Below are 23,193 nucleotides of genomic sequence, written 5' to 3'. Positions count from 1 at the left end.
TGCAATACTTGCCCCCGGCAGCAATTCTGTTGCGCACCCGGGCCGAACGCGGCAACCGAATCTTTCACAGTCCCCCAAAAGTCGAGAGGACCCGCATGGCATCTGTCGAAGGCCAGCAGCAGCCAACATCGAGTTTTGCGATCGTCGGCTACGCGGCGCGCTTTCCGGGTGCCGCGGATGCGGCCGAGTTCTGGGATTTACTCCGCGAAGGCCGCGACGCGGTGTCGGAGATACCGGGTGACCGGTGGGATGTCGACGAGTTCTTCGACGCGGACCCCGACGCGCCCGGCAAGGTTGCGACCCGTCGGGCAGGCTTCGTCGATGACGTGACGGGGTTCGATGCGCCGTTCTTCGGCATATCGACGCGCGAGGCCAGACTGTTGGACCCGCAGCATCGGCTGTTGCTCGAGACGGCGTGGCTGGCGGTGGAGCATTCCGGCACCGCTCCAACGGCTCTGGCGGACACCAACACCGGTGTCTTTGTCGGTCTGGCGACCCATGACTACCTGGGAATGGCATCGGGCGAGCTGACTTTCCCCGAGATCGAAGCCTATATGGCGATCGGGACGTCGAACGCCGCCGCAGCGGGCCGGATCAGCTACCGGTTGGGGCTGCAGGGCCCCGCGGTCGCCGTCGACACGGCGTGCAGCTCGTCGCTGGTGGCGATTCACCAGGCATGTCAGGCGCTGCAACTGGGCGAGTGTGACCTCGCGCTGGCCGGCGGCGCGAACGCCATGCTCACCCCGGCGACCATGATCACCTTCTCCCATGCGCACATGCTGGCTCCGGACGGGCGATGCAAGACGTTCGACGCCGCCGCGGACGGTTACGTGCGCGGCGAGGGTTGCGGTGTCATCGTCATCAAGCGGCTCGAGGACGCGGTCCGCGACGGCGATCGGATCCGGGCCGTGATCCGCGGCAGCGCAATCAACCAAGACGGCGCGTCGGGTGGTTTGACGGTGCCCAATGGTATCGCCCAGCAACGGGTTATCGCCGATGCGCTGAAGCGCGCCGGTCTGGCACCCGCCGACGTCGACTACCTCGAGGCGCATGGCACCGGGACATCGCTGGGTGACCCGATCGAGGCTCAGGCCGCCGGTGCGGCCCTCGGCGCGGGCCGCGAGGCCGGCGAGCCGCTGTTGATCGGCTCGGCAAAGACGAACATCGGGCACCTGGAAGCAGCCGCGGGCATCGCGGGCGTCATCAAGGTCATCCTGTCGCTCGAGAACGAGTTGCTGCCGCCGCACCTGCACTTCACCAACCCGTCGCCGCACATTCCGTGGGACCGGCTGCCGTTGCGGGTTGTCCAGGAGGCCACCCCGTGGGAACCCAACGGGCGGCCGCGTATCGCGGGGATCAGCTCGTTCGGGTTCGCCGGGACCAACGCCCACGTCATCCTCGAGGAAGCACCAGCTCAAGCAGTCGCCGCGGCACCGGAGCCGGCCGACCACCGCCGGTTCAGCATCCTGCCGATATCGGCGCGCACGCCCGAGGCGCTGGTTCACATCGCCGACCAGTACCGCAGCTGGATCGGCGCGCACCCGGAGGCCACCTTGGCCGACGTGTGCCTGACCGCCGGGGTCGGGCGGGCACACTTCGAGCACCGGGCCGCGCTGGTGGTCAATTCGATCGAGTCCGCCAGCGAGTTGCTGGGCGCACTCGCCGACGACCGCCCGGCGCCCGGTCTGGTGCGCGGAGTGTCCGATGACACGCCCAAGACCGCGTGGCTGTTCACCGGTCAGGGCAGCCAGTATCCCGGCATGGCACGGGAGCTGTTCGACACCGAGCCGGTGTTCGCCGAGACGTTGAACCGCTGCGCGGCCGCGGTCGCCGATGTCCTCGAAAAGCCGTTACTGGACGTCATTTTCGATACCGACAGTCCGGACAGCGAAGAAACGTTGCGGCAGACCTCCTACGCCCAGCCGGCGTTGTTCGCGGTGGAGATGGGCTTGGCCCGGCTCTGGCAGTCCTGGGGCTTCGACCCCGACGTGGTGCTGGGTCACAGCGTCGGCCAGTATTCGGCCGCTTGCGTCGCGGGCGTATTCAGCCTCGAGGACGGCGCCCGGCTGATGGCCGAGCGCGGCCGTCTTTTCGGCAGTTTGCCCGCGGGTGGCCGGATGGTCGCGGTCTTCGCCGGCGCCGAGCGCGTCGAGGGCTTCGTCGACGAATTCCCGAGCCTGTCCGTTGCCGCCTACAACGGTGCCAACACCGTATTGTCCGGGCCGGCAAAGGATCTGGAGCCGGTAGTAGCCAGGTTGCAAGCCGACGGCGTCCGCTGTGATTGGCTGGAGACCAGCCACGCATTCCACTCGTCGCTGCTGGACCCGATCCTCGACGAGTTCGAGGCGTATGCGGATCGAATCAAATACGCGTCGCCACAACGGATTCTGGTGTGCAACCGGACCGGCGTCGCGATCGGCAGAAGTGTCAAACTGGATGGCAACTACTGGCGCCGCCATGCGCGGCAACCGGTGGAATTCGCCAAGAACGTGCAGACGCTCTCCGACCTGGGTTGCAAGGTGCTGCTGGAAATCGGGCCGCAACCGGTGCTCACCGCCGCAGCTCTGCGGGCGTGGCCCGACCCGGCCACCACGCCGCGGGCCATCGCATCACTGCGCAAGAACACCGCCGATCACCGGCAGATCACCGAAGCCCTTGCCGACGCGTACGCGCTAGGGCATCTGCCCGACTTCGGCGCGGTCCTGCAGGGACACCCGCGAAAGCTCGACCTGCCGACCTACCCGTTCCAGCACCGCCAGTACTGGTACCGGGACAAGCGAGAGCTGCCCAACCAGCAGTCACACATGGGTGGTGCGCGTACCCAGGCCATGCGTCTTCTCGAGGACGGCCGGATCGAGGAACTTGCCGGCCTACTCGGTGGAGCCAGCGGCGACGGTCAGACCCTGCAAGTGCTGACAAAGCTTGCCGCACAACACAACCAACAACGCAAGACGCAAGCCATCGCGGACGACCGCTACGAGATCCGTTGGGAGAAGTCCACTACCACGGCCTCCGATACGGATCCCGGCGAGACGCCTATCTGGCTGCTCATCGGCGATGACAGCGAGGCGATCCAGTCGTTGACCGAAGCGCTGACGGCGCAGGGCCAGCAGCATCAGCTCCTCGGGTTGCCGGCCTCCGACGCGGACGAGGAACAGCTCGCGGTGGCGCTGCGCGCCGCGGCGACAGACCAACCGAACCTGCGCATCGTGCATGTCGCGGCCCTCGATTCCGACACCGCGCCGTCGATGCGGTCGTTGCTGCGGATGCAGCACCAAGTCCTGGGCGGAACAAAGCGACTCTTCCGCGCCGCGGCTGCGGCCGAACTTCGCCTGCCGATCTGGCTGGTAACCCGTGGCGCACAACGGATTACCGACGCGGACGTCGTGTCGCCGGATCAGACCTGCCTGTGGGGATTCGGTCGTGCCGCCTCGCTCGAGTATCCGCAACTATGGGGTGGGCTGGCCGATCTGGCTGACGGTACTGCTGACGAATGGTCGCGGTTCATCACCCGGCTCGCGGCCGCACCGGCCGGCGAAGACCAATTCGCGTTGCGTGATCAAACGGTCTATGTGCCCCGGTTGCTTCGACGGGTCGGGGCGCCGAGCGCAACGCCGCTGGCGTTGCGTGATGACGCCACGTACTTGGTAACCGGTGGACTGGGGTCGATCGGACTGGAAATCGCCGGATTCCTTGCCGCGCAAGGCGCCAAGCATCTCGTGCTGACCAGCCGGCGCTCGCCCAGTGATGCCGCGCAACTGCGCATCGATGCCTTACGCGAGCAGCATGGCAGCGACATCCGGGTCGTCGCGGCCGATGTCGCCGATGCGCACGACGTCGCGCGGTTGTTGGCCACCGTCAAGGCCGAACTGCCGCCGCTGGCCGGCATCGTTCATGCCGCAGGCGAAATCGGCACCACGCCACTGAGCAACCTCGACGACGCCGAAGTCGATCGTGTGTTCGCCGGAAAGGTCTGGGGTGCTTGGCATTTGAGCGAAGCAGCCGTGGATTTGCAGCTGGACTTCTTCCTCAGCACGTCGTCGATCGCCTCGGTATGGGGCGGATACGGCCAGACCGCCTACGGCGCGGCCAACGCCTTCCTCGACGGGCTGGCCTGGCGGCTGCGCGGGCAGGGCGTGGCCGGGGTCAGCGTCAACTTCGGCCCCTGGGCCGCGGGCATGGCGGATGAGGAGTCTCGCGCGAAACTGGCCAAGCGCGGAGTCCGCACGCTGTCACCTACCGACGCGCTGGCGGGTATGGCCGACCTGATGGCGGCTTCTGCGCAGGGTGCAGCGGCCGGCTGCGCACAAGGAATAGTGGCCCGGATCGACTGGGCCCGCTTCCTGCCGCTCTACCAGCAAGCGGGGCGGCGGTCATTCCTGTCCGAGCTGGAACGCGAGGTGCCCAACGCGGTGCCGGTGACCACGTTGTCGGGCAAGACTCAGCTTGTCGAGCGGCTCACCAACGCCCCGGTGCAGCAGCGCCGCAAACTCATGGCGGACTACCTGCGTGACGCGGTGGCCGAGGTGACCCGGGTCGACGCCGCAGAGATCCGCGAAGATGCGGGATTCTTCGATCTCGGCATGGATTCGCTGATGGCCGTCGAATTGCGGCGCCGCATCGAGCAAGGAGTCGGCAAGGAGATCCCGGCGACGCTGGCGATGGATCACCCACGGTTGTCCGACGTGGTGGATTACCTGCTCGGCGATGTGCTCGAGCTCAGTGAGCAGGCGGCCAAGTCCGGGCCTTCGCTGGCAACAGCAGTGACGACGCGCACCGACGAGCCGATCGCGATCGTCGCGGTGTCGTGCCGGTTCCCCGGCGCACCCAATCCGGAAGCTTTCTGGGACCTCTTGTCTGGCGGTGTCGATGCGATCCGGGAAATTCCGGAGGACCGATTCGACATCGACGAGTTCTACGACGCGGATCCGGATACGGCGGGCAAGACCTACACGCGCTTTGGTGGATTTCTGGACGGAATCGACGGATTCGATCCGGAATTCTTCGGTATCTCTCCGCGTGAGGCCGTCTGGATCGAGCCGCAGCAGCGGCTGATACTCGAAACGGTGTGGGAAGGCCTCGAAAGGGCCGGGTACGCGCCGTCCGCATTGCGCGGCAGCCGAACTGGCATCTTCGCCGGGGTGGCCGCCAACGAATATGCGCATCTGCTGTCCGCCGAGCCGATCGACAAAATCGAGCCCTACTTCATCACCGGCAATGCGCTCAACGCGATTTCCGGTCGGGTTGCCTTCGCGCTCGGGCTCGAAGGGCCGGCAGTGGCGGTCGATACCGCGTGCAGCTCGTCGCTGGTGGCCGTCCATCAGGCCTGCCAGGCATTGCACTCCGGTGACTGCGATCTGGCGCTGGCCGGCGGCGTGAACGTCCTGCTGAGTCCGGTGACCTTTGTCGCCGCCTCACGCGCCAGGATGCTGTCGCCGGTCGGGCGCTGCAAGACTTTCGACGCGTCGGCCGACGGCTACGTGCGCAGTGAAGGCTGCGGGATTCTGGTGCTCAAGAGGCTCAGCGATGCGGTGCGCGACGGCGACCGGGTTGCCGCTGTGATCCCGGGCAGTGCCGTCAACCAGGACGGCGCGTCCAGCGGTTTGACCGTGCCCAATGGTGGTGCACAGCAACGGCTTATCGCTACGGCGCTGGCCCGTGCGGGTCTGGCCGGCGGAGATGTCGACTACCTCGAGGCGCATGGGACAGGCACCCCGCTGGGTGACCCGATCGAGGTGCAGGCGGCCGGGGCGGTTTACGGCACCGCCCGTGATGCGGACCGCCCGCTGCTGATGGGATCGGTGAAGACCAACATTGGTCATGCCGAGTCGGCCTCCGGGGCCGCCGGTCTGATCAAGGTCGTGTTGTCGCTGCAGCACGGAGTACTGCCGCAGAGCCTGCACTTCGACAACCCGTCCCCGCACATCCCGTGGGGCTCGTTGCCGGTGCAGGTGGTGGACAAGTCGACTCCGTGGGAAGCCAGCGACAGGCCGCGGCGCGCCGGTGTGAGTTCTTTCGGCTTCACCGGCACCAACGCCCACGTGTTGATCGAGGAGGCGCCCACACAACAACCGGTCACCGCCGACGAACATCCGGCAGACGACGTCGCGGCGACACCGGAGTCGGACGGTCACGAAGAGTCGGTGCATGTGCTGGCGCTGTCGGCGCGCTCATCGGAGGCGCTGGTGGAGTTGGCCCAGCGGTATGGGTCCTGGTTGAGCGACCACCCAGAGGCCGACATCGCCGAGGTGTGCTACACCGCCGGGGTCGGTCGCTCGCATTTCGAACACCGGGCCGCGCTGGTGGTGGATTCGGTGCAGGGCGCCGGCGAGGGCCTGACCGAGCTGGCCGAGAATCGGCTACGGCCCGGCGTGGTACGTGGCGAGTGCACTGACCGGCCGACGACGGCCTGGCTGTTCACCGGACAGGGCAGTCAGTATCCGGGCATGGCACGCGAATTATTCGATGCTGAGCCAGTTTTCGCAGAAACAGTGAAGCGTTGCGCGGACGCGGTCAGCGAGATACTGCCGCGCCCGCTGCTCGAGGTGGTATTCGCCACCGACCGCGAGACCGGTGGTCAGGCCGGAGAAACACTGAAGCACACCTCATTTGCACAGCCCGCGCTGTTTGCCATCGAGATGGGCCTGGCCCGGTTGTGGCAGTCCTGGGGCATCGAGCCAGATGTGGTGCTGGGGCACAGTGTCGGCCAGTACGCGGCGGCCTGCCTGGCCGGAGTGTTCAGCCTCGAGGACGGCGCGCGGCTGATGGCCGAGCGTGGACGGCTGTTCGGCAGCCTGCCCGAGGGCGGACGGATGGTGGCGGTATTCGCCGACCCCAAGCAGGTCGAGCAGGTCGCCGGCGAATTCTCCCGGGTGTCGGTCGGCGCGTACAACGGCCCCAACACAGTGCTGTCGGGCCCGGCAGAGGACCTGGAGCAGGTCGTCGCCAAGTTCGGCAACGACGGGGTCCGCTGCACGTGGCTGGAAACCAGCCACGCGTTCCATTCGGAGCTGCTGGACCCGGTGCTCGGCGAATTCGAGTCTTACGCAGCGCAGTTCGAGTTCGCTGTGCCGACGTTGCCGCTGGTCTGCAACCGCACCGGCGCCATCCTCACGACGGAAACCCCACTGGACGCCCAGTATTGGCGGCGGCATTCCCGCCAGCCGGTGCAGTTCGCCGAAAGCGTGCGCACCGTTGCGGCGCTCGGCTGCTCGGTGCTGATGGAGATCGGTCCGCAACCCGTTCTGACCGGCGCCGCGGTGCAGGTCTGGCCGGAGCATTTGGCCGCGCCGCGTGCGATCGTTTCCCTGCGCAAGGGCGTCGGCGACCGTCGCCAGATCGCCGACGCGCTGGCCACGGCGTATGTCAGCGGCCACCGGCCCGAATTCGGTGCGCTGCATCACCAACACGGCCGTAGGCTCGAGCTGCCTACGTATCCGTTCCAGCGCCGTCGCTTCTGGCCGAAGACGTCGTCTATCACCATCGACGGTCCCGCGATGTCTGGATTGCTGGGTAGCGCAAAGGATCTCGCCTCTGGTGACTGCGTGTACACCAGCAGGCTGTCGGTCAAATCGCAGCCGTGGCTGTCGGATCACGTCATCTATGGCACCGTCGTGGTCCCCGGTGCGACGTATGCGGCGATGGCCCTTGCCGCCGTCGGTCCGCCGGCGCGGGTCAAGGATGTCTTCTTTTACGAGCCGATCATCCTGCCGGAGAAGAGTTCTCGCGAGGTGCAGCTGACGTTGCATCCGATCGAAGAGGATGGCGACTTCACCTTCAAGGTGCACAGCCGCCCATACGGTGTCAGTGACGCGGAGTGGTCGTTGAACGCCGACGGCACCGTCGTCACCGGTGTCGACGACCAGCCGGCACCCGATGAGCCCGTCGACGCGGCGATCGAGCGGCTGGAGCGCATGCGTCCGCAGGAGTTGTTCGAGACCTTCGCCGACATGGAGCTGGCGTGGGGCCCGAACTGGTCCGGTTCGCTGAAGTCGCTGTGGCTCGGCGAGGGTGAAGCTGTCGGCGATATCACCGTCGGCGAAGAACTCGCAGAACATCTCGGAACCGAGCCGATGCATCCGGTCCTGATGGACCTGTGCACCGGTGTCGCCTTCCCGGCGTTCCCGGCACTGCTTGCGGCCGAACAGGGAGTCAGCGATCTGTTCTTGCCGTTGCGGTACGGCCAAGTGATGCTGCGGGAGAAGATGCCGCGACGGTTCTACTGCCGCGCGCGCTGGCACACCAATGAACTCAACAACGAAACTCAGGTCTTTGACCTCGATTTCGTCGACCGGGATGGCCGCCTGCTGGGCGGGATTCGCGAGTTCACCGTCAAGCGGGCGCCCCGAGAGGCGTTGCTGCGCGGGCTTGGCGGCGACGCCACTCGGCTGCTGTACACCCTCGGCTGGCACGAGGTGCCGCCGCCGGCCGATGAGGCTGGAAATGTCAGCGGCACCTGGCTGATCGCCGGATTCGACGATCTGGCGGCCGACCTGCCGGGCTGCATCTCTTTTGACCGGACCACGGATCCGGAGCTGTTGGGGGAGCTGCTGGTGCAGGCGCAAAAGCGCGGCGTGCCGATCTCCGGCATCGTCTGGCGTAGCACCGGACCGAGTGCAGAAGAGTCGAGCGCCGAATCTGCCGCGCGGCTGGAGGCCGAAATCGCCGGCCTGCTCAGCGCCGTGCACACGCTCCAGGCCAACGAGTCGGTGAAACTTCCCGGTGGACTGTGGATCATCACCGAACGAGCTGTGGCGACCGAATCCGGCGAGCCGGTCGATCCCGTGCAGGCTGCGCTGTGGGGACTCGGGCGCACCATCGTCAACGAGGAACCGGGCCTGCGCTGCCGTCTGATCGACATCGACGGGGCAGACGGGGCGGCGCGCTCGTTGGCCGGCTTGCTCGGCACACCGACCGACGAGCCGGAACTCGCACTGCGCCAGGGGAAGTTCCTGACGTCCCGGCTATTGCCGTGGGCGCGCAGCGGCAACCTCACAGTCCCGCGGGCCGACGATTACGCCCTGCTTCCCACCGAGCGCGGCGCGATCGACAACCTGCGCCTGACCGAGAAGGAAGTGCCGCCGCCCGACGAGGGATACGTGCAGGTACGGGTTGAGGCCGCCGGCCTGAACTTCCGCGATGTGCTCAACGTGTTGGGCCTGTACCCCGGTGACCCGGGGCCGGTCGGTGGCGACTTCGCCGGCACCGTCACGCAATTGGGCGAGGGCGTGACCGGACTGGAGGTCGGTCAGCGGGTCTACGGCTCCATGCAGGGTGCTTTCGCCAGCCGGTTCAACGCGCCGGCCCAGTTCGTGGCGCCGATCCCGGACGGGGTGAGCGCCGTTGGCGCGGCGACCATTCCGGCCGCGGCGCTCACCGTTCGGCTCTCGTTCGACTGGGCGAAGCTGAATCCGGGCGACAAGGTGCTCATCCACGCCGCCAGTGGTGGTGTCGGATTGGCCGCCATCCAGATGGCGCAACAACACGGTGCAGAGGTGTACGCGACGGCGAGCACCTTCAAGCGGGCGACGCTGCGCAAGCTCGGCGTGAAGCATGTGTACGATTCGCGCACAACCGATTTCGCCGACCAGATATTAGAGGATACCGGCGGCTCGGGTGTAGACGTAGTACTCAACTCCCTGACCAGCGAAGGGTTCGTCGAGGCGACCGTGCGGGCCACCGCCAAGAACGGCCGTTTCGCCGAGATCGCCAAGCGCGACATCTGGACTCCCGAGCAGATGGCCGAGGTCCGACCCGACATCGCCTACGAGATCGTCGCGTTGGACACGGTGATGTTCACCGAACCCGAGCGCATTCGTACCTTGCTCACCGAGGTGTCGGAAGGGCTGGCCAAGGGGGAGTGGACGCCACTGCCCGCCGAGATCTACCCGCTGACGGAGGCCAGGACGGCGTTCCGCCGCATGCAGCAGGCGCGGCACATCGGAAAGATCGTGTGCCAGATGCCGACTCCGCTGCAGCCGCGCGGCGATCGCAGCTACCTGATCACCGGTGGTCTCGGTGCGATCGGTCTGCACACGGCGTCGTATCTGGCGCAACTCGGCGCCGGTGACATCGTGCTGACCAGTCGACGCGAACCCGATGCGGAGACGCAGCAGGTAATCGACGACATCACCGAGCGCTGCCGTTGCCGCATTCACACGTTTGCGGCCGATGTCGGCGACGAGGCGCAAGTCGCGGAACTGCTGGATCGGATCCGCACGGAGTTGCCACCGCTGGCCGGGGTGGCACATTTTGCGGGTGTGCTCGACGACGCGCTGCTGGGTCAGCAGGACCTGGATCGGTTCCGGACGACACTGGCGGCCAAGGCATTCGGTGCGTCCTATCTAGACCGGTTGACCAGAAACGACAAGCTCGACTTCTTCATCGTTTCCTCCTCGGTGTCCAGCTTGCTCGGTTCGCCTGGCCAGGCCAACTACTCGACGGCCAATGCGTTGCTCGATGGTTTGGTCGCGGACCGCAAGGCGCACGGCCTTCCGGCGACCGGGGTCAACTTCGGTCCCTGGGGTCAGGGCGGTATGGCGTCTTCGGACGCCGCGCGCGCCAATATCGGTGCGCAGGGCCTTGTTCCGCTGGAGCCCTCGGCCGCCCTCGGTGCGCTCGCCGAGGTCGTCGCCAACGGGACCGGCCAGGCTACCGTCCTCAAGGCCAACTGGCAGCGTGCAGCGAAGGTGCTGGGCAGTTCGCGTCCACCGATTCTCGATCTCGTGCTGCCGAGTGCGGCCGGTGAGGTCATCGGCGACAGCGAGTTGCTCAAGCAACTACAGGAGATACCGGTAGCGCAGCGAGCCGGGTTCATCACCGAATTCCTGCAGCGCGAAGTGCAGCACTTCCTGCGGCTCGCGCAACCGCCGGCGGCTACCAGTCGATTCCTCGACCTGGGTACCGACTCACTGATGGCAGTCGAACTCCGAAACCGGTTGCACAGCCAGTTCGGTGGCAAGTTCACTATCAATGCGACCGCCGTGTTCGACTACCCGACGATCGGCGGGCTGGGCGAATACCTGGCGGCTCAGCTGCCCGACGCGGAGTCGGACTCGGGCGAGGCGGATTCCGCTGCAGCACCCGAGGCGAGCCCGGAATCGAATGGCGCGTCCGAGGCGAAATCGGAGTCAGCCGCCGAGCCGGGATCCAATGGGGCGCACTCGGAGACGGTCGCGTCGGAGCCGGAGCCGGAGCCGGCGCGGGAGTCGAGTTGACGTGTGGCGGATTCAGCGCCAGCCTTACAGGGTCACAACGTCGTAGTCGCCGACCTGATCGATCAGCACATGCAGCTGGTCTTGCGACGATCCGAGGGTGTGCTCGATCGCGGTCAGCCGCGCCGCGTAGTGGCCGACCGGGTACTCGGCGGTCATCCCGATACCGCCGTGCAACTGGATCGTCTCCTGGCTGATATGGCGGCCGGACCGGCCGATCTGCAGCTTGGCCCGCGCCGCGACGACCGGGTCGAAATTGCCGTCCGCGACCGACAGACCGGCGTAGAGGTTCATGCTGCGGGCCAACTCCAGCGAGACGTACATGTCGGCGGCACGCTGGGTCAGCGTCTGGAAGGTGTTCAGGGTGACCCCGAACTGCTTGCGCTGCTTGAGATAATCGGTCGTCAGCCGCAGCGCCTCTTCCATCGCGCCAACCGCCTCCGCGCACAACGCGGACTGGATACGGACCAGACCGTTGCTGATGGCCGCAGATGCGTCCACCGCATCGCCGAGCGGTTCGCCGTGAGCCTGGTCCAGGTCGATCTGGGCGGCGCGCTGCCCGTCGAATGTGCGGTAGGCATGACGGATCACGGCCTCACCGTCAACCAGGAACAACCCGACGCCGCCGGCCGGCAGCTTTGCGCTGACGACCAGGGTGTCGGCGGAGTCGCCGGCCAGCACCGGATTCTTCCGTCCGCTCAGCACCCATGAATCACCTTGCTGCACAGCGGTTGTCGCGACGTGTTCGGTGAACGACCCACGTGCGCCCGGCTCCAGGTGGGCGAATGCCAGCAGCCGGTGACCTTCGGCGACCTCGTCGAGCAGCTGCTTCTGGGTATCGTTGCCTGCTTCGGCGATGATCGCCCCGGGCCCAAGTGCACCGTGCACGACGGGTTCGGGCGCCAGCCGGCGACCTACCTCGGTGAGCACAGTGATCACTTCGATCTGCCCGGCCTCGTCGGGGTCGAATCCCAGCCCGAGGATTCCGATTTCGGCCAGCTGCGTCCACACCTCACGGCTCCAGCCCAGATCGGAGGCGATCACCTTGTTGCGACTCTCCGCGTCGTAGCTGCGCGACAGTAGGTCGCGGGTGGTGTCGCGCAGCAGCACCTGCTCGTCACTCAACTGAAAGTCCATGTCGCTACCTCGTTTTCTGTCTTACAAGCCGAGAATGGTCGACGCGATGATGGTGCGTTGCACTTCGTTGCTGCCGCCGTAGATCGACGTCTTGCGGTAGTTCAGGTAGCGCGGCGCACTGCCCTGCGCCCAAGGCGGCGTAGCGATGTCGTCGCCGGCGTCGAACGGCAGCGCGTCGGGACCGGCGACCTCGACGAGCAATTCGGTGGCGGTCTGTTGCAACTGGCTGCCGCGAAGTTTGAGCACCGACGATGCGGGGTTGGGCTTCCCGGCTTTGGACCCGGACGTGACTCGCATCTGGGTGAGTTCTAGTGCCAGCAAATCGTTTTCAGCTTCGGCGACCCGGGCGGCGAACAGCGGATCCTCCAGCAGGCCGCTGTCGGCGGCGCGCTTTTTGACGTCGGCAAGCCTGACCTTGGTGCGGCCTACCTGGGCGATCCCGGTTCGCTCGTTGCCCAACAAGAATTTCGCGTAGCTCCAGCCCTGATTCTCTTCTCCGACAAGCTGATCGGCGGGCACCCGGACGTCTTCGAAGAACACCTCGTTCACCTCGACGCTGCCGTCGATCAACTTGATCGGGCGCATCGTGATGCCGGGGGTGTCCAGGTCGATGAGCAGAAACGAGATGCCGGCCTGCTTTTTGGGCGCCTGCGGGTCGGTGCGCACCAAGCAGAAAATCCAGTCGGCGTACTGGCCGAGTGTGGTCCACGTCTTCTGCCCGTTGACGACGTAGCTGTCGCCGTCGCGCAAGGCGGTGGTGCGCAGCGACGCCAGATCCGAGCCGGCTTCCGGCTCGGAGAACCCCTGGCACCACCAGATGTCCAGGCTGGCCGTCGCCGGGAGGAATCGTTGCTTGGTCTCTTGCGAGCCGAACTCCGCGATCACCGGGCCGACCATCTTGGCGTTGAAGTTCAGTGGCTCGGGCACGCATGCCAGCTGCATCTCGTCCAGCCAGATCTGGTGCTGAGCCGGTGTCCAGTCTTTACCGCCCCATTCGACCGGCCAGCCGGGCACCGCCAGACCGTGTTCGTTGAGAATTTTGTGACTGGTGGCGATGTCGTCGCGGCCGAGGCCTTCGCCCGAACGGGTCCGCTCCCGGATTTCCGCCGGGATCTTCGTCGTATAAAACGTGCGCAATTCGTCGCGGAAGGCGGTTTCATCCGGTGTGAGCGCCAGTTGCATGGCAGTCTCCTCTGCTGGATCTGACGGTCCTCTCTGCACGTTATCCGGCGCCCCGAGCAACCAGTGAGGCGGCTCGCTCACAGCGACGCGGTGAGCGCCTGCAATGTTTCCGCAGCCGTGTATTGCGGCGTCCACCCCAGCTGTGTTCGGGCTTTCGTGGTGTCCATGACCATCGACGTCCGGGCGCTGTGCAGCCATTCGGCGGCCGAGGGGACCAGCGGTAACCGGGCCAGGACTGCCGAAGCCGCAGTCGCCGCGACGGCCGGCACCCGCACCGGCCGGCCGCCGAGCGCCGCGACCACATCGGACACCGAGAGCAAACCTTCTCCGGCGATGTTGTAGGCACCCGCCGGGGCCGATCCCGTTGCGGCCAACGCGACGGCGGAAGCGACATCGTCGTGGTGCACCAGCTGCAACGGGACCCCGGGGTCAGGAACAACCGGTTTGAGCACCGGCAGCAGCCGGCTCGCGGTGTTCAGGTAGGGCACCCGATTCCAGGGCAACGCGTCGACCATGGCATGGGCTTTTGGCCCCGCGACGATGCACGGCCGCAGCACGAACACCTCCAGCGGTGATTGGGCCGAGACTTCGGCAAGCGCCGTTTCGCACGCGGCTTTTTGCTCGGAGTAGTAATGCTCGGGCGACCCCCGGGCAGGAACGTCCTCGGTGAGCGGCACCGGGTTGTCGGGGTAATAGCCGTAGGCGGCCACCGACGAGGAATACACCAGCCGGCGCGGTCGCCCAACGTCGGCGCCGGCGGCACACGCTTCGAACACGTTGCGGGTGCCGCGCAGATTGACCCGCTCACTGTCGTTCCGCGAACCCATGATGACGAATGCCAGATGAACCACCACGTCGGCCTCGGCGGCCAGCGCGTTCACCGCATCGCGGTCGAGGATGTCGCCCCGTCGGTAGACCGTCTTGGTCCACCCCTGCGAGTCGGGGTCAAACGGACGCCGCGCCATTCCGATGATGCGCTCGACGTTCCGGTCCCGTTCCAGCGCCGCGACGGCCGCGATGCCGATATCTCCGGTTGGCCCGGTAACGGCCACGGTGAGTCCGGCTGCCACATCCATGGCGACCGCCTACCCGCATGGCCAATCGCCAAACTCGACACCACCCGTCAACACCCGGCCGTTGATACACAGCCGGCAGTTTTCTGCCCTGCGACAGCATCGCTGCGACGGCCGGCGCACATACCGTCTGCGCATGCGAACAGAACTGCCCGCCGAGCGTCTGCACCGGCGGCTCGGCGCCCGGCCGGACGAGGGCGCGCAACCGGACCGCGACGCCGACGACAAAGACGCCGACAACGACCCGAACTCGCTTCTGCCGCGCTGGCTTCCGGACGCTTCGGCGCGGCACGACGACGGCTGGCTGGCGCGGGTGCGGGCCGACCCCGGTCGTTCGGGCGCTATCGCCTTGGCGGCGATCGCGGCGATCGCGGTTCTGGTCACCATCTTCACCCTGATGCGTGAGCAGCCCGCACCGGTGGTGTCGGCGAAGCTGCCGCCGGTCGACATGGCATCCACTGCCAGCCGCGGGCCGAGCCCGAGTCCGTCGGCGCGGGCCAACCAACCGGTGGTGGTGAGCGTGGTGGGCCTGGTGCACACGCCCGGCCTCGTCACCCTGGCGCCGGGCGCGCGAATAGCCGATGCGCTGAAAGCGGCCGGCGGCACCACCGACGGCGCCGACACCATCGGGCTCAACATGGCCCGTCAGGTCGACGACGGCGAGCAGATCGTGGTGGGGATCGCGCCGGTCAAAGGGCAGCCGGCGGTCCTCGGCAGTTCGGTGAGCCCCGGTTCGGCCGGTCCCGGTCCGACCAGCTCGGCGTCCCACCCGGCGAAAGGCGCACCCGCACAAGCGATCAACCTCAACACCGCGACCGTCCAGCAGTTGGACGCCCTGCCCGGGGTCGGACCGGTGACGGCGGCCGCCATCGTGGCCTGGCGGGAGGCCAACGGCAAGTTCAGCAATGTCGACCAACTGGGGGAGGTTGACGGCATCGGCCCCGGGCGCCTGGAGAAGCTGCGCCCGCTGGTTCGTGTCTGAGGCCGGTGGCGCAACCATCCAGCGCCGACCCCACGGCGGCGCGGCTGGATGCGCGGCTGGTGCCGGCCGCGCTGACCAGTTGGGTCGTGACAGCCGCGGGAATCTTGTGGCCGATCGGAAATATCGTCGGAATGCTTTGCCTGGCAGGCAGCATGTCAGGCGCATTGTTGTGGCGCGCCGGACCCCAACGGCCGCGGATGCGCGCGATCGGTATGGGGTTGGCGGCCGCGGGCATCGTCGGCGCGGGCTTCGGATTCGCGATTGCATTGCGCGCCAACGCGGTCGCGCACCACCCCGTCGTTGCGGTATTCGGCACCAGCATGGAGGTGGCCGTCACGCCGACCGAAAGCGCGGTGTCGGTGGGTCACGGCCGGTTGCTGTTCAGGGCCACGCTACGGCAGCTCGGGCGCGACGAGACATCTGGCCGCGCAGTGGTTTTCGCGCCAGTGCGCGACTTCAGCACGGTGATGGTGGGTCAGCCGATGCGCTTTCGCGCCAGAATCACCCCGCCCAGCCGTCGTGACCTCAGTGTGGCAGTGATCAATGCGATCGGTGCGCCGACGATGGGTCGCGCCGGGCCCGTGCATCAGGTCGCGTACGCCGTTCGTGCCGGTTTCGCTGGCACGGCTCGTCAGGTGCTGCCCGCAGACCAGGCGGCGATGCTGCCGGCGCTGGTGCTCGGCGACATGTCGACGGTGACCCCGGTGACCGGCCAAGAATTCCGCACCGCCGGCCTGACGCACCTCACCGCGGTGTCCGGGGCCAACGTCACGATCGTGTGCGGCGCCGTGCTGTTTTCGTCGCGGCTGATCGGCCCGCGGGCCGCGGTGGGCCTGGCCGCGCTGGCTCTGGTGCTCTTCGTCGTCGTGGTGCAGCCCACCGCCAGCGTGTTGCGCGCGGCGGTGATGGGCGCGATCGCGCTGGTGGGGGTGTTGTCGTCGCGGCGCAGGCAAGCGATCCCGGCTCTGGCGGCCACCGTGTTGCTGTTGATGGTGGTCGCGCCTCAGCTGGCCGTCGATGTGGGCCTGGCGTTGTCGGTGGTGGCGACGGCGGCGCTGGTGGTCATCGCGCCGATCTGGTCGCGACGTCTGGTGGCAGCGGGTTGGCCCAAGGCACTGGCCGACGCGGTCTGCGTGGCGTGTGCCGCGCAGCTGGTGACGGCGCCGCTGATCGCCGGTATATCGGGCCGGGTGAGCCTGGTGTCGGCGGCGGCCAATCTCGCTGTGGCCGCGCTGATCGCGCCGATCACCGTGCTCGGCAGCGCGGCGGCCGCGCTGTGCCTGTGCTGGCCGGCCGGGGCGCAACTGCTGATCCGGTTCACCGGCCCCGAGCTGTGGTGGTTGTTGCGGATCGCGCATTGGGCCGCGAACATCCCGGCCGCGAGCCTTTCGGTGCCCTCGGGCCTCGCCGGGGTGCTGGTGGTCGGCGCCGCAGGAGTACTGACGGTGCTGCTGTGGCGCTGGCACTGGTTTCGCGCGGGAATGGCGCTGGCGGCCTGCGCGCTGCTGGCCTGGTCGTTGTCGGGCCTATTGGCGGGGGTCGGCGGGCCTGTCGGCCGGACATGACACGATCGACCGGTGAGCCAGCAGGATTCGGCATTGCATCTGGTACTCGGGGATGAGGAGCTGCTGGTCGAGCGCGTCGTCGCGAGCGTGCTGGGGGCGGCACGCAAGCGCGCAGGCACCGACGATGTCCCGATCGACCGGGTTCGGGCCGGCGATGTCGGGGTCTATGAGCTGGCCGAACTGCTGAGCCCGTCGCTGTTCGCCGACGAGCGGGTGGTCGTGCTGGAATCCGCCGGTGAAGCCGGCAAAGAAGCCGCCGAATTGATCGCCGAAGCCGCCGCGGACGTCCCGCCGGGCACCGAACTGGTGGTCGTGCATTCAGGCGGCGGACGTGCCAAGGCCTTGGCGAACCAGATCCGCGCGCTGGGCGCACAGGTGCATCCGTGCGCGCGGATCATCAAGCCCGGCGAACGGTTGAACTTCGTTCGCAAGGAATTTCGCTCACTGAAGGTCAAGGTCGACGACGACACGGTTGCCGCGCTGGTTGATGCGGTCGGCTCCGATGTCCGCGAACTCGCTTCTGCCTGTTCGCAATTGGTCGCTGACACGGGTGGATATGTCGATACTGTCGCGGTCCGGCGGTACCACAGCGGCAGGGCAGAGGTGAAAGGGTTCGACATCGCCGACAAGGCCGTGGTGGGTGATGTCGCGGGAGCTGTCGAGGCGCTGCGCTGGGCGATGCTGCGTGGCGAGGCGCACGTGGTGCTGGCCGACGCGCTGGCCGAGGCCATTCACAGCATCGGGCGGGTCGGGTCGCTGTCGGGCGACCCTAACCGGCTGGCTGCCGAGCTGGGGATGCCGCCGTGGCGGGTGCAGAAGGCGCAGAAACAGGCCCGGCGCTGGTCACGGGACTCGGTGGCTACCGCGATGCGACTGGTGGCGGCGCTGAACGCCGACGTGAAGGGCGCAGCCGCCGATGCGGACTACGCCCTGGAAGCAGCGGTGCGAAAGGTCGCCGAGTTAGTCGCGGACTAGTAAGCGATCAGAGCTTTTGGAGGGTGTGCGCCAACGCCGACTTCTTGTTGGCCGCCTGGTTCTTGTGGATCACGCCTTTGGTGGCGGCCTTGTCCAGCTTGCGGCTGGTGGATATCAGCAACTCGGCGGCTTTGTCCTTCTCGCCGGCCTCGGCGGCCTCGCGGAATGCGCGGACAGCCGTGCGAAGCGCCGACTTCACCGACTTGTTGCGCAGTCGGGCGCGCTCGTTGGTGCGGTTGCGCTTTTGCTGCGACTTGATGTTGGCCACGCGTAATTCCTTCGATACATTTTGGGCGGCTTGCTGGTGTCACGGTTTGCCGCAGCGTTCTGACGCTTGAGCGGCGACTGCTCAGGGTATCAGTCCGTCGTGCATTCCCCCAAAGTGAAGGCACAACCCCTGCGAGGGTGCGTTTTCTGATGCAGCATGACAACGTGGCCCTCCGAACCGTTCCCGCTGAGACCAAGCGGCAGCAGCGCAGTAAGTCGCAGCCGCCGCAGCCCTACGCGCACATCTTTGACGGCTATAACGCCTCGGACGGTTACGCGGAAGCCTTTGATGAGATGTTCGACGGTCAGGGCAACGTCCGTGGACCCTACAAGGGCATCTACCGGGAGCTGGCGCCATCGGATGCCTCCGACCTCGACGACCGCGCCGAGGCGCTGAGCAGGGCGTTCAGCAATCAGGGCATCACATTCTCGCTGTCCGGCCAGGAGCGGCCGTTTCCGCTGGACCAGGTTCCACGCGTGATCGCCGCCGCTGAGTGGACGCGGTTGGAGCGCGGCATCACGCAGCGCGTAAAAGCGCTCGAGATGTATCTCGACGACATCTACGGAGATCAGGAGATTCTGAACGACGGCGTCATCCCGCGCCGGTTGATCACCTCCTGCGAGCACTTTCACCGCCAGGCCGTTGGCATCGTCCCACCCAACGGGGTGCGCATTCACGTCGCCGGGATCGACATGATCCGCGACGAGAAAGGCACCTGGCGGGTCCTCGAGGACAACCTGCGTTCACCGTCCGGGGTGTCCTACGTGATGGAGAACCGGCGCACGATGGCGCGGGTCTTCCCGAACCTGTTCGCCACTCACCGGGTCCGCGCCGTCGACGACTACGCGTCGCAGCTGCTGCGGGCGCTGCGCAACTCCGCGGCCACCAACGAGGCCGACCCGACGGTGGTCGTGCTGACCCCCGGCGTCTACAACTCGGCGTACTTCGAGCATTCGCTGCTGGCCCGGCAAATGGGTGTCGAGCTGGTCGAAGGCCGCGACCTTTTCTCCCGGGACAACCAGGTCTACATGCGCACCACCGAAGGCCAGGTGCAGGTCGACGTCATCTACCGGCGCATCGACGACGTCTACTTGGACCCGATGCAGTTCCGGCCCGATTCGGTGCTGGGTGTGGCCGGCCTGCTCAATGCGGCCCGGGCGGGCAACGTGGTGATCTCCAGTGCCATCGGCAACGGAGTGGGCGACGACAAACTCGTCTACACCTACGTGCCGACCATCATCGAGTACTACCTGGGAGAGAAGCCGCTGCTTGCCAACGTGGACACCTTCCGGTGCTGGCTTGACGACGAACGCGAAGAGGTGCTCGACCGGGTCGACGAACTGGTGATCAAACCCGTCGAGGGTTCGGGTGGCTACGGCATCGTCTTCGGTCCGGAGGCGTCCAACAAAGAGCTGAACGCGATCAGCAAAAGCATCCGCGACGATCCGCGCGGCTGGATCGCTCAGCCGATGATGCAGCTGTCGACTGTCCCGACGCAGATCGGTGACACCCTCACGCCCCGCTACGTCGACCTGCGGCCGTTCGCGGTCAACGACGGCGACGACGTGTGGGTGCTCCCTGGTGGCCTGACCCGGGTGGCGCTCGTCGAAGGGTCGCGGGTGGTCAACTCGAGCCAGGGCGGCGGATCGAAGGACACCTGGGTGCTGGCGTCGCGCACGTCGGCGGCCGACCGTGAGCTGGGTGCCGCCGAGGTGGTCAAGGCATTGCCCACGCCGGCCACGACGGCCGGCACCGAAGCGGACGGCGAAAAGCCGTCCCAGCAAAAGCAATTCCAGCAACAGAGCCAGTCGCAGACACAGTCGGCCCAGCAACAACAGCAGGCGGTGATCCGCTGATGCTCGCCCGCAACGCCGAAGCGCTGTACTGGATCGGTCGCTACGTCGAGCGCGCCGACGACACAGCGCGCATCCTCGACGTCACGGTGCACCAACTGCTGGAGGATTCCAGCGTCGACCCCGACCACACCTCGCGAGTGCTGTTGCAAGTCTTGGACATTGAGGAGCCCGACACTGAGCTGGATGTCTGGTCGTTGACCGATCTGGTGGCGTTTCGCCGTAACAACCCAGGCGGCGGCTCCTCTATAGTCGACGCCATCACGGCCGCCCGGGAGAACGCGAGGTCTGCCCGGGAGGTGACGTCCACCGAGACCTGGGAGTGCCTCAACACCACCTTCAACGCGCTGGGTGAACGCGAGCGGGCCGCCAAACGTCTTGGCCCGCATGAGTTTCTGTCGTACATCGAGGGACGCGCCGCAATGTTCGCCGGCCTGGCCGATTCGACGCTTTCGCGCGACGACGGTTACCGCTTCATGATGCTGGGCCGTGCGATCGAGCGTGTCGACATGACTGTACGCATGCTGCTGTCGCGGGTGGGTGACAGCGCGGTGTCTCCGGCGTGGGTGACCGTGCTGCGCTCCGCAGGTGCCCATGACACCTATCTGCGGACCTATCGCGGTGTGCTGGACGCCAATCGGGTCGTCGAGTTCATCCTGCTCGATCGCCTGTTCCCGCGGTCGATCTTCTATTCGCTGAAGCTGGCCGAGCACAATCTCGACGAACTGCTGCACAGCCCGCACAGCCGCGTCGGTGCCATTTCCGAGGCGCAGCGGCTGCTGGGCCGGGCCCGCAGCGAACTCGAATTCGTGCGGCCGGGGGTGCTGCTCGAATCGCTGGAGATGCGGCTGGCCGGTTTGCAGAAGTCGTGTTATGACGTCGGAGACGCGTTGGCAGTGCAGTACTTTCACGCCGTACCGTGGGTTGCCTGGTCTGATGCCGGCTACCGCGAGCCGTTGCCGACCAAGCGGGGGAAGAACTGATGTGGCGCAGCCGTGTGTTGCACGCGACCGGCTACGCCTACCCGTCGCCGGCCACGGCCTCCTTCAACGAAGCCCGGCTGACACCGCGATCGGATTCCCGGCAGAACGTCGTCCTCAATCGCGTCGAAACCGTGCCGGCGACCAGGTCGTACCGCTACGTCGACTACTGGGGCACCGCGGTGACGGCGTTCGACTTGCACGCGCCGCATACCGAGCTCACCGTGACTTCCGCGTCGGTGGTGGAGACCGAGCGTCCCGATCCCCCGCCTGAAGAGCTCACCTGGTCTGACCTGCAGAACGAGACAGTCATCGACCGGTACGACGAGGTGCTCAGCCCCACCGGCCACACGCCGGCGAGCAAACGTATTGCGGCCGTGGGCAAGCGGATCGCCAAGGAGCACGAGCCCGCCGAAGCCGTTCTGGCGGCGGCAGCATGGGTGCGCGGCGAACTGAAGTACGTCAAGGGCACCACCAGCGTGCATTCGTCGGGCCTGGACGCGCTCCGCGAGGGCAAAGGCGTCTGCCAGGACTTCGTCCATCTATCGCTGATGCTGTTGCGCAGCATGGGAATTCCCGCGCGCTACGTGTCGGGCTATCACCATCCCAACGCCGACGCGGTGATTGGGGAGACTGTCGACGGCCAGAGCCATGCCTGGATTCAGGCCTGGACCGGGAGCTGGTGGAATCACGACCCCACCAACGACAGTGAGATCAACGAGCAGTACATCAGTGTCGGTGTCGGCCGGGACTATTCCGATGTGTCCCCGCTGAAGGGCATCTATTCCGGGCGCGGCGCCACCGATCTCGATGTCGTCATCGAAATGACCCGATTGGCATAGCGCGGCTACGTGCGGCATCTTTATGCCTTAAGGTGATGCTAAAATGCCACAGTGCGCACTACCATTCGTATCGACGACGAGCTGTACCGCGAAGTGAAGGCGAAGGCCGCGCGGTCCGGACGTACGGTGGCCGCGGTCCTCGAAGATGCCGTGCGACGTGGGCTCAATCCGCCTGAGCAACGGGTACCGAGTCGTTACCGGGTCCGGCCAACGGGCAGGGGAGGGCTTCAACCCGGAGTCGACCTCTCGTCTAACGCCGCTGTCGCCGAGGTGCTGGACGAGCACGCGTCAGTCGATGCTCTGCGTTGACGTCAACGTGCTTGTTTATGCACACAGACGCGACCTCGACGAACATGCGGACTATCGTGCCTTGCTCGAACGGCTATCCAACGACGATGAGCCCCTTGGGATTCCGGACCTTGTGCTCGTGGGATTCGTCCGAGTAATGACCAACCGGCGGATTTTCGCCGAACCGGCAAGCGCCGACGAAGCGTGGACAGCCATCGATGCACTACTTGGCGCTCCTGCGGCCATGCGACTTTCACCCGGCGAGCGCCACTGGACTTTGTTTCGCGGGCTCGCTGCCGACATCGGTGCGCGCGGCAACGATATTTCAGACGCCTATTTGGCCGCCTATGCCCTAGAAAACAACGCGACTTGGCTCAGTGCCGACCGCGGCTTCGCGCGCTTTCGACGACTGCGGTGGAGTCACCCGCTGGATACCTAGTGATGGATATCGGACTCGAGGTGTGAGGTGGTCGAACTACTCGCCGTGCTGTGCATTGCGGTGCTCTTCGGTGGTGTGGCCATCGGCGTCGCGCTCGGCGGCGTTATGCCGCTGCCGTACGGGCCGGTCGCCCCGATTGAGCACTACGTGCGAACACAACCGTCGGCGGTGCACATCATCGCGCTGGCGGTGTTCGTGTCGTCGGTGCTGCTCGCGCTCTTTGCCGCGACTGTCAGTGCCCGGCTTCGCGGGCTCGGCGTCACCGGCGCGGGCCCGACGATCGCGTTGACGGGCGGGATCTTGGCGGCCGGGAGCCTGGGCCTGACGGGGTTGCTGGGCTGGACGTTGTCGCGACCGGAGATCACCGGGGACGCCGCGTTGGTCCGGGCGCTGTAT

At 66.7% G+C, this 23,193-nt stretch carries 13 protein-coding genes and 1 pseudogene; 10 read left to right on the top strand and 4 right to left on the bottom strand.

Annotated elements, in window-relative coordinates:
- The first annotated feature begins 95 nt into the window (after positions 1-95).
- The gene (locus tag VGG53_RS04825) at positions 96-11,216 is read left to right on the top strand and encodes a type I polyketide synthase (RefSeq protein ID WP_331516851.1); all 11,121 of its coding nucleotides are present in this window, start codon (positions 96-98) and stop codon (positions 11,214-11,216) included.
- A gap of 24 nt (positions 11,217-11,240) precedes the next feature.
- On the opposite strand, the gene VGG53_RS04820 is transcribed toward VGG53_RS04825, so the two are convergent.
- The 3 genes from VGG53_RS04820 to VGG53_RS04810 all read right to left on the bottom strand — a co-directional run bounded on the left by VGG53_RS04820 (position 11,241) and on the right by VGG53_RS04810 (position 14,608).
- On the bottom strand, positions 11,241-12,350 hold the full coding sequence (locus VGG53_RS04820; protein WP_331516850.1) for an acyl-CoA dehydrogenase family protein: 1,110 nt from the start codon (positions 12,348-12,350) through the stop codon (positions 11,241-11,243).
- Positions 12,351-12,371: 21 nt separating this feature from the next.
- Positions 12,372-13,532, bottom strand: coding sequence for an acyl-CoA dehydrogenase family protein (locus VGG53_RS04815; protein WP_331516849.1), 1,161 nt, complete (start codon positions 13,530-13,532; stop codon positions 12,372-12,374).
- A 77-nt stretch (positions 13,533-13,609) separates the two neighbouring features.
- On the bottom strand, positions 13,610-14,608 hold the full coding sequence (locus VGG53_RS04810; protein ID WP_331516848.1) for an NAD-dependent epimerase/dehydratase family protein: 999 nt from the start codon (positions 14,606-14,608) through the stop codon (positions 13,610-13,612).
- Between the two features lie 133 nt (positions 14,609-14,741).
- Between VGG53_RS04810 and VGG53_RS04805 the strand changes: the two genes are divergently transcribed.
- The 3 genes from VGG53_RS04805 to holA are packed head-to-tail and all read left to right on the top strand — an operon-like array spanning position 14,742 to position 18,127.
- Positions 14,742-15,587 carry a ComEA family DNA-binding protein gene (locus VGG53_RS04805; RefSeq protein ID WP_331516847.1) on the top strand — a complete coding sequence of 282 codons (846 nt, stop codon included), beginning with the start codon at positions 14,742-14,744 and terminating at the stop codon, positions 15,585-15,587.
- Positions 15,588-15,592: 5 nt separating this feature from the next.
- Positions 15,593-17,152 (top strand): ComEC/Rec2 family competence protein, encoded by a 1,560-nt coding sequence (locus tag VGG53_RS04800; RefSeq protein ID WP_331516846.1) that lies wholly within the window; start codon positions 15,593-15,595, stop codon positions 17,150-17,152.
- A 12-nt stretch (positions 17,153-17,164) separates the two neighbouring features.
- Complete coding sequence (gene holA, locus VGG53_RS04795; RefSeq protein WP_331516845.1) at positions 17,165-18,127, top strand: DNA polymerase III subunit delta; 963 nt, start codon at positions 17,165-17,167, stop codon at positions 18,125-18,127.
- Positions 18,128-18,134: 7 nt separating this feature from the next.
- Here the strand turns inward: holA and rpsT are convergent, their stop codons facing one another.
- Positions 18,135-18,395 (bottom strand): 30S ribosomal protein S20, encoded by a 261-nt coding sequence (gene rpsT, locus VGG53_RS04790; protein WP_331516844.1) that lies wholly within the window; start codon positions 18,393-18,395, stop codon positions 18,135-18,137.
- 149 nt (positions 18,396-18,544) lie between these two features.
- On the opposite strand from rpsT, the gene VGG53_RS04785 reads away from it, so the two are divergent.
- The 6 genes and pseudogenes from VGG53_RS04785 to VGG53_RS04760 form a co-directional block, all read left to right on the top strand.
- Positions 18,545-20,251 (top strand): circularly permuted type 2 ATP-grasp protein, encoded by a 1,707-nt coding sequence (locus tag VGG53_RS04785; protein ID WP_414688883.1) that lies wholly within the window; start codon positions 18,545-18,547, stop codon positions 20,249-20,251.
- Positions 20,251-21,231 (top strand): alpha-E domain-containing protein, encoded by a 981-nt coding sequence (locus VGG53_RS04780; protein ID WP_331516842.1) that lies wholly within the window; start codon positions 20,251-20,253, stop codon positions 21,229-21,231. Before VGG53_RS04785 ends, VGG53_RS04780 begins: the two co-directional genes overlap by 1 nt.
- Positions 21,231-22,070 (top strand): transglutaminase family protein, encoded by an 840-nt coding sequence (locus VGG53_RS04775; RefSeq protein WP_331516841.1) that lies wholly within the window; start codon positions 21,231-21,233, stop codon positions 22,068-22,070. Before VGG53_RS04780 ends, VGG53_RS04775 begins: the two co-directional genes overlap by 1 nt.
- A 51-nt stretch (positions 22,071-22,121) precedes the next feature.
- Complete coding sequence (locus VGG53_RS04770) at positions 22,122-22,379, top strand: ribbon-helix-helix domain-containing protein (RefSeq protein ID WP_331516840.1); 258 nt, start codon at positions 22,122-22,124, stop codon at positions 22,377-22,379.
- Complete coding sequence (locus VGG53_RS04765) at positions 22,366-22,797, top strand: type II toxin-antitoxin system VapC family toxin (protein ID WP_331516839.1); 432 nt, start codon at positions 22,366-22,368, stop codon at positions 22,795-22,797. The genes VGG53_RS04770 and VGG53_RS04765 overlap by 14 nt, the downstream gene beginning before the upstream one ends.
- A 27-nt stretch (positions 22,798-22,824) precedes the next feature.
- Positions 22,825-23,193 (top strand): annotated as a pseudogene (locus VGG53_RS04760) (hypothetical protein); the annotation flags it as partial.

It is taken from the genome of Mycobacterium sp. (assembly GCF_036490025.1).
Lineage (GTDB): Bacteria > Actinomycetota > Actinomycetes > Mycobacteriales > Mycobacteriaceae > Mycobacterium.
This window is presented reverse-complemented; position numbering and strand designations above follow the sequence as displayed.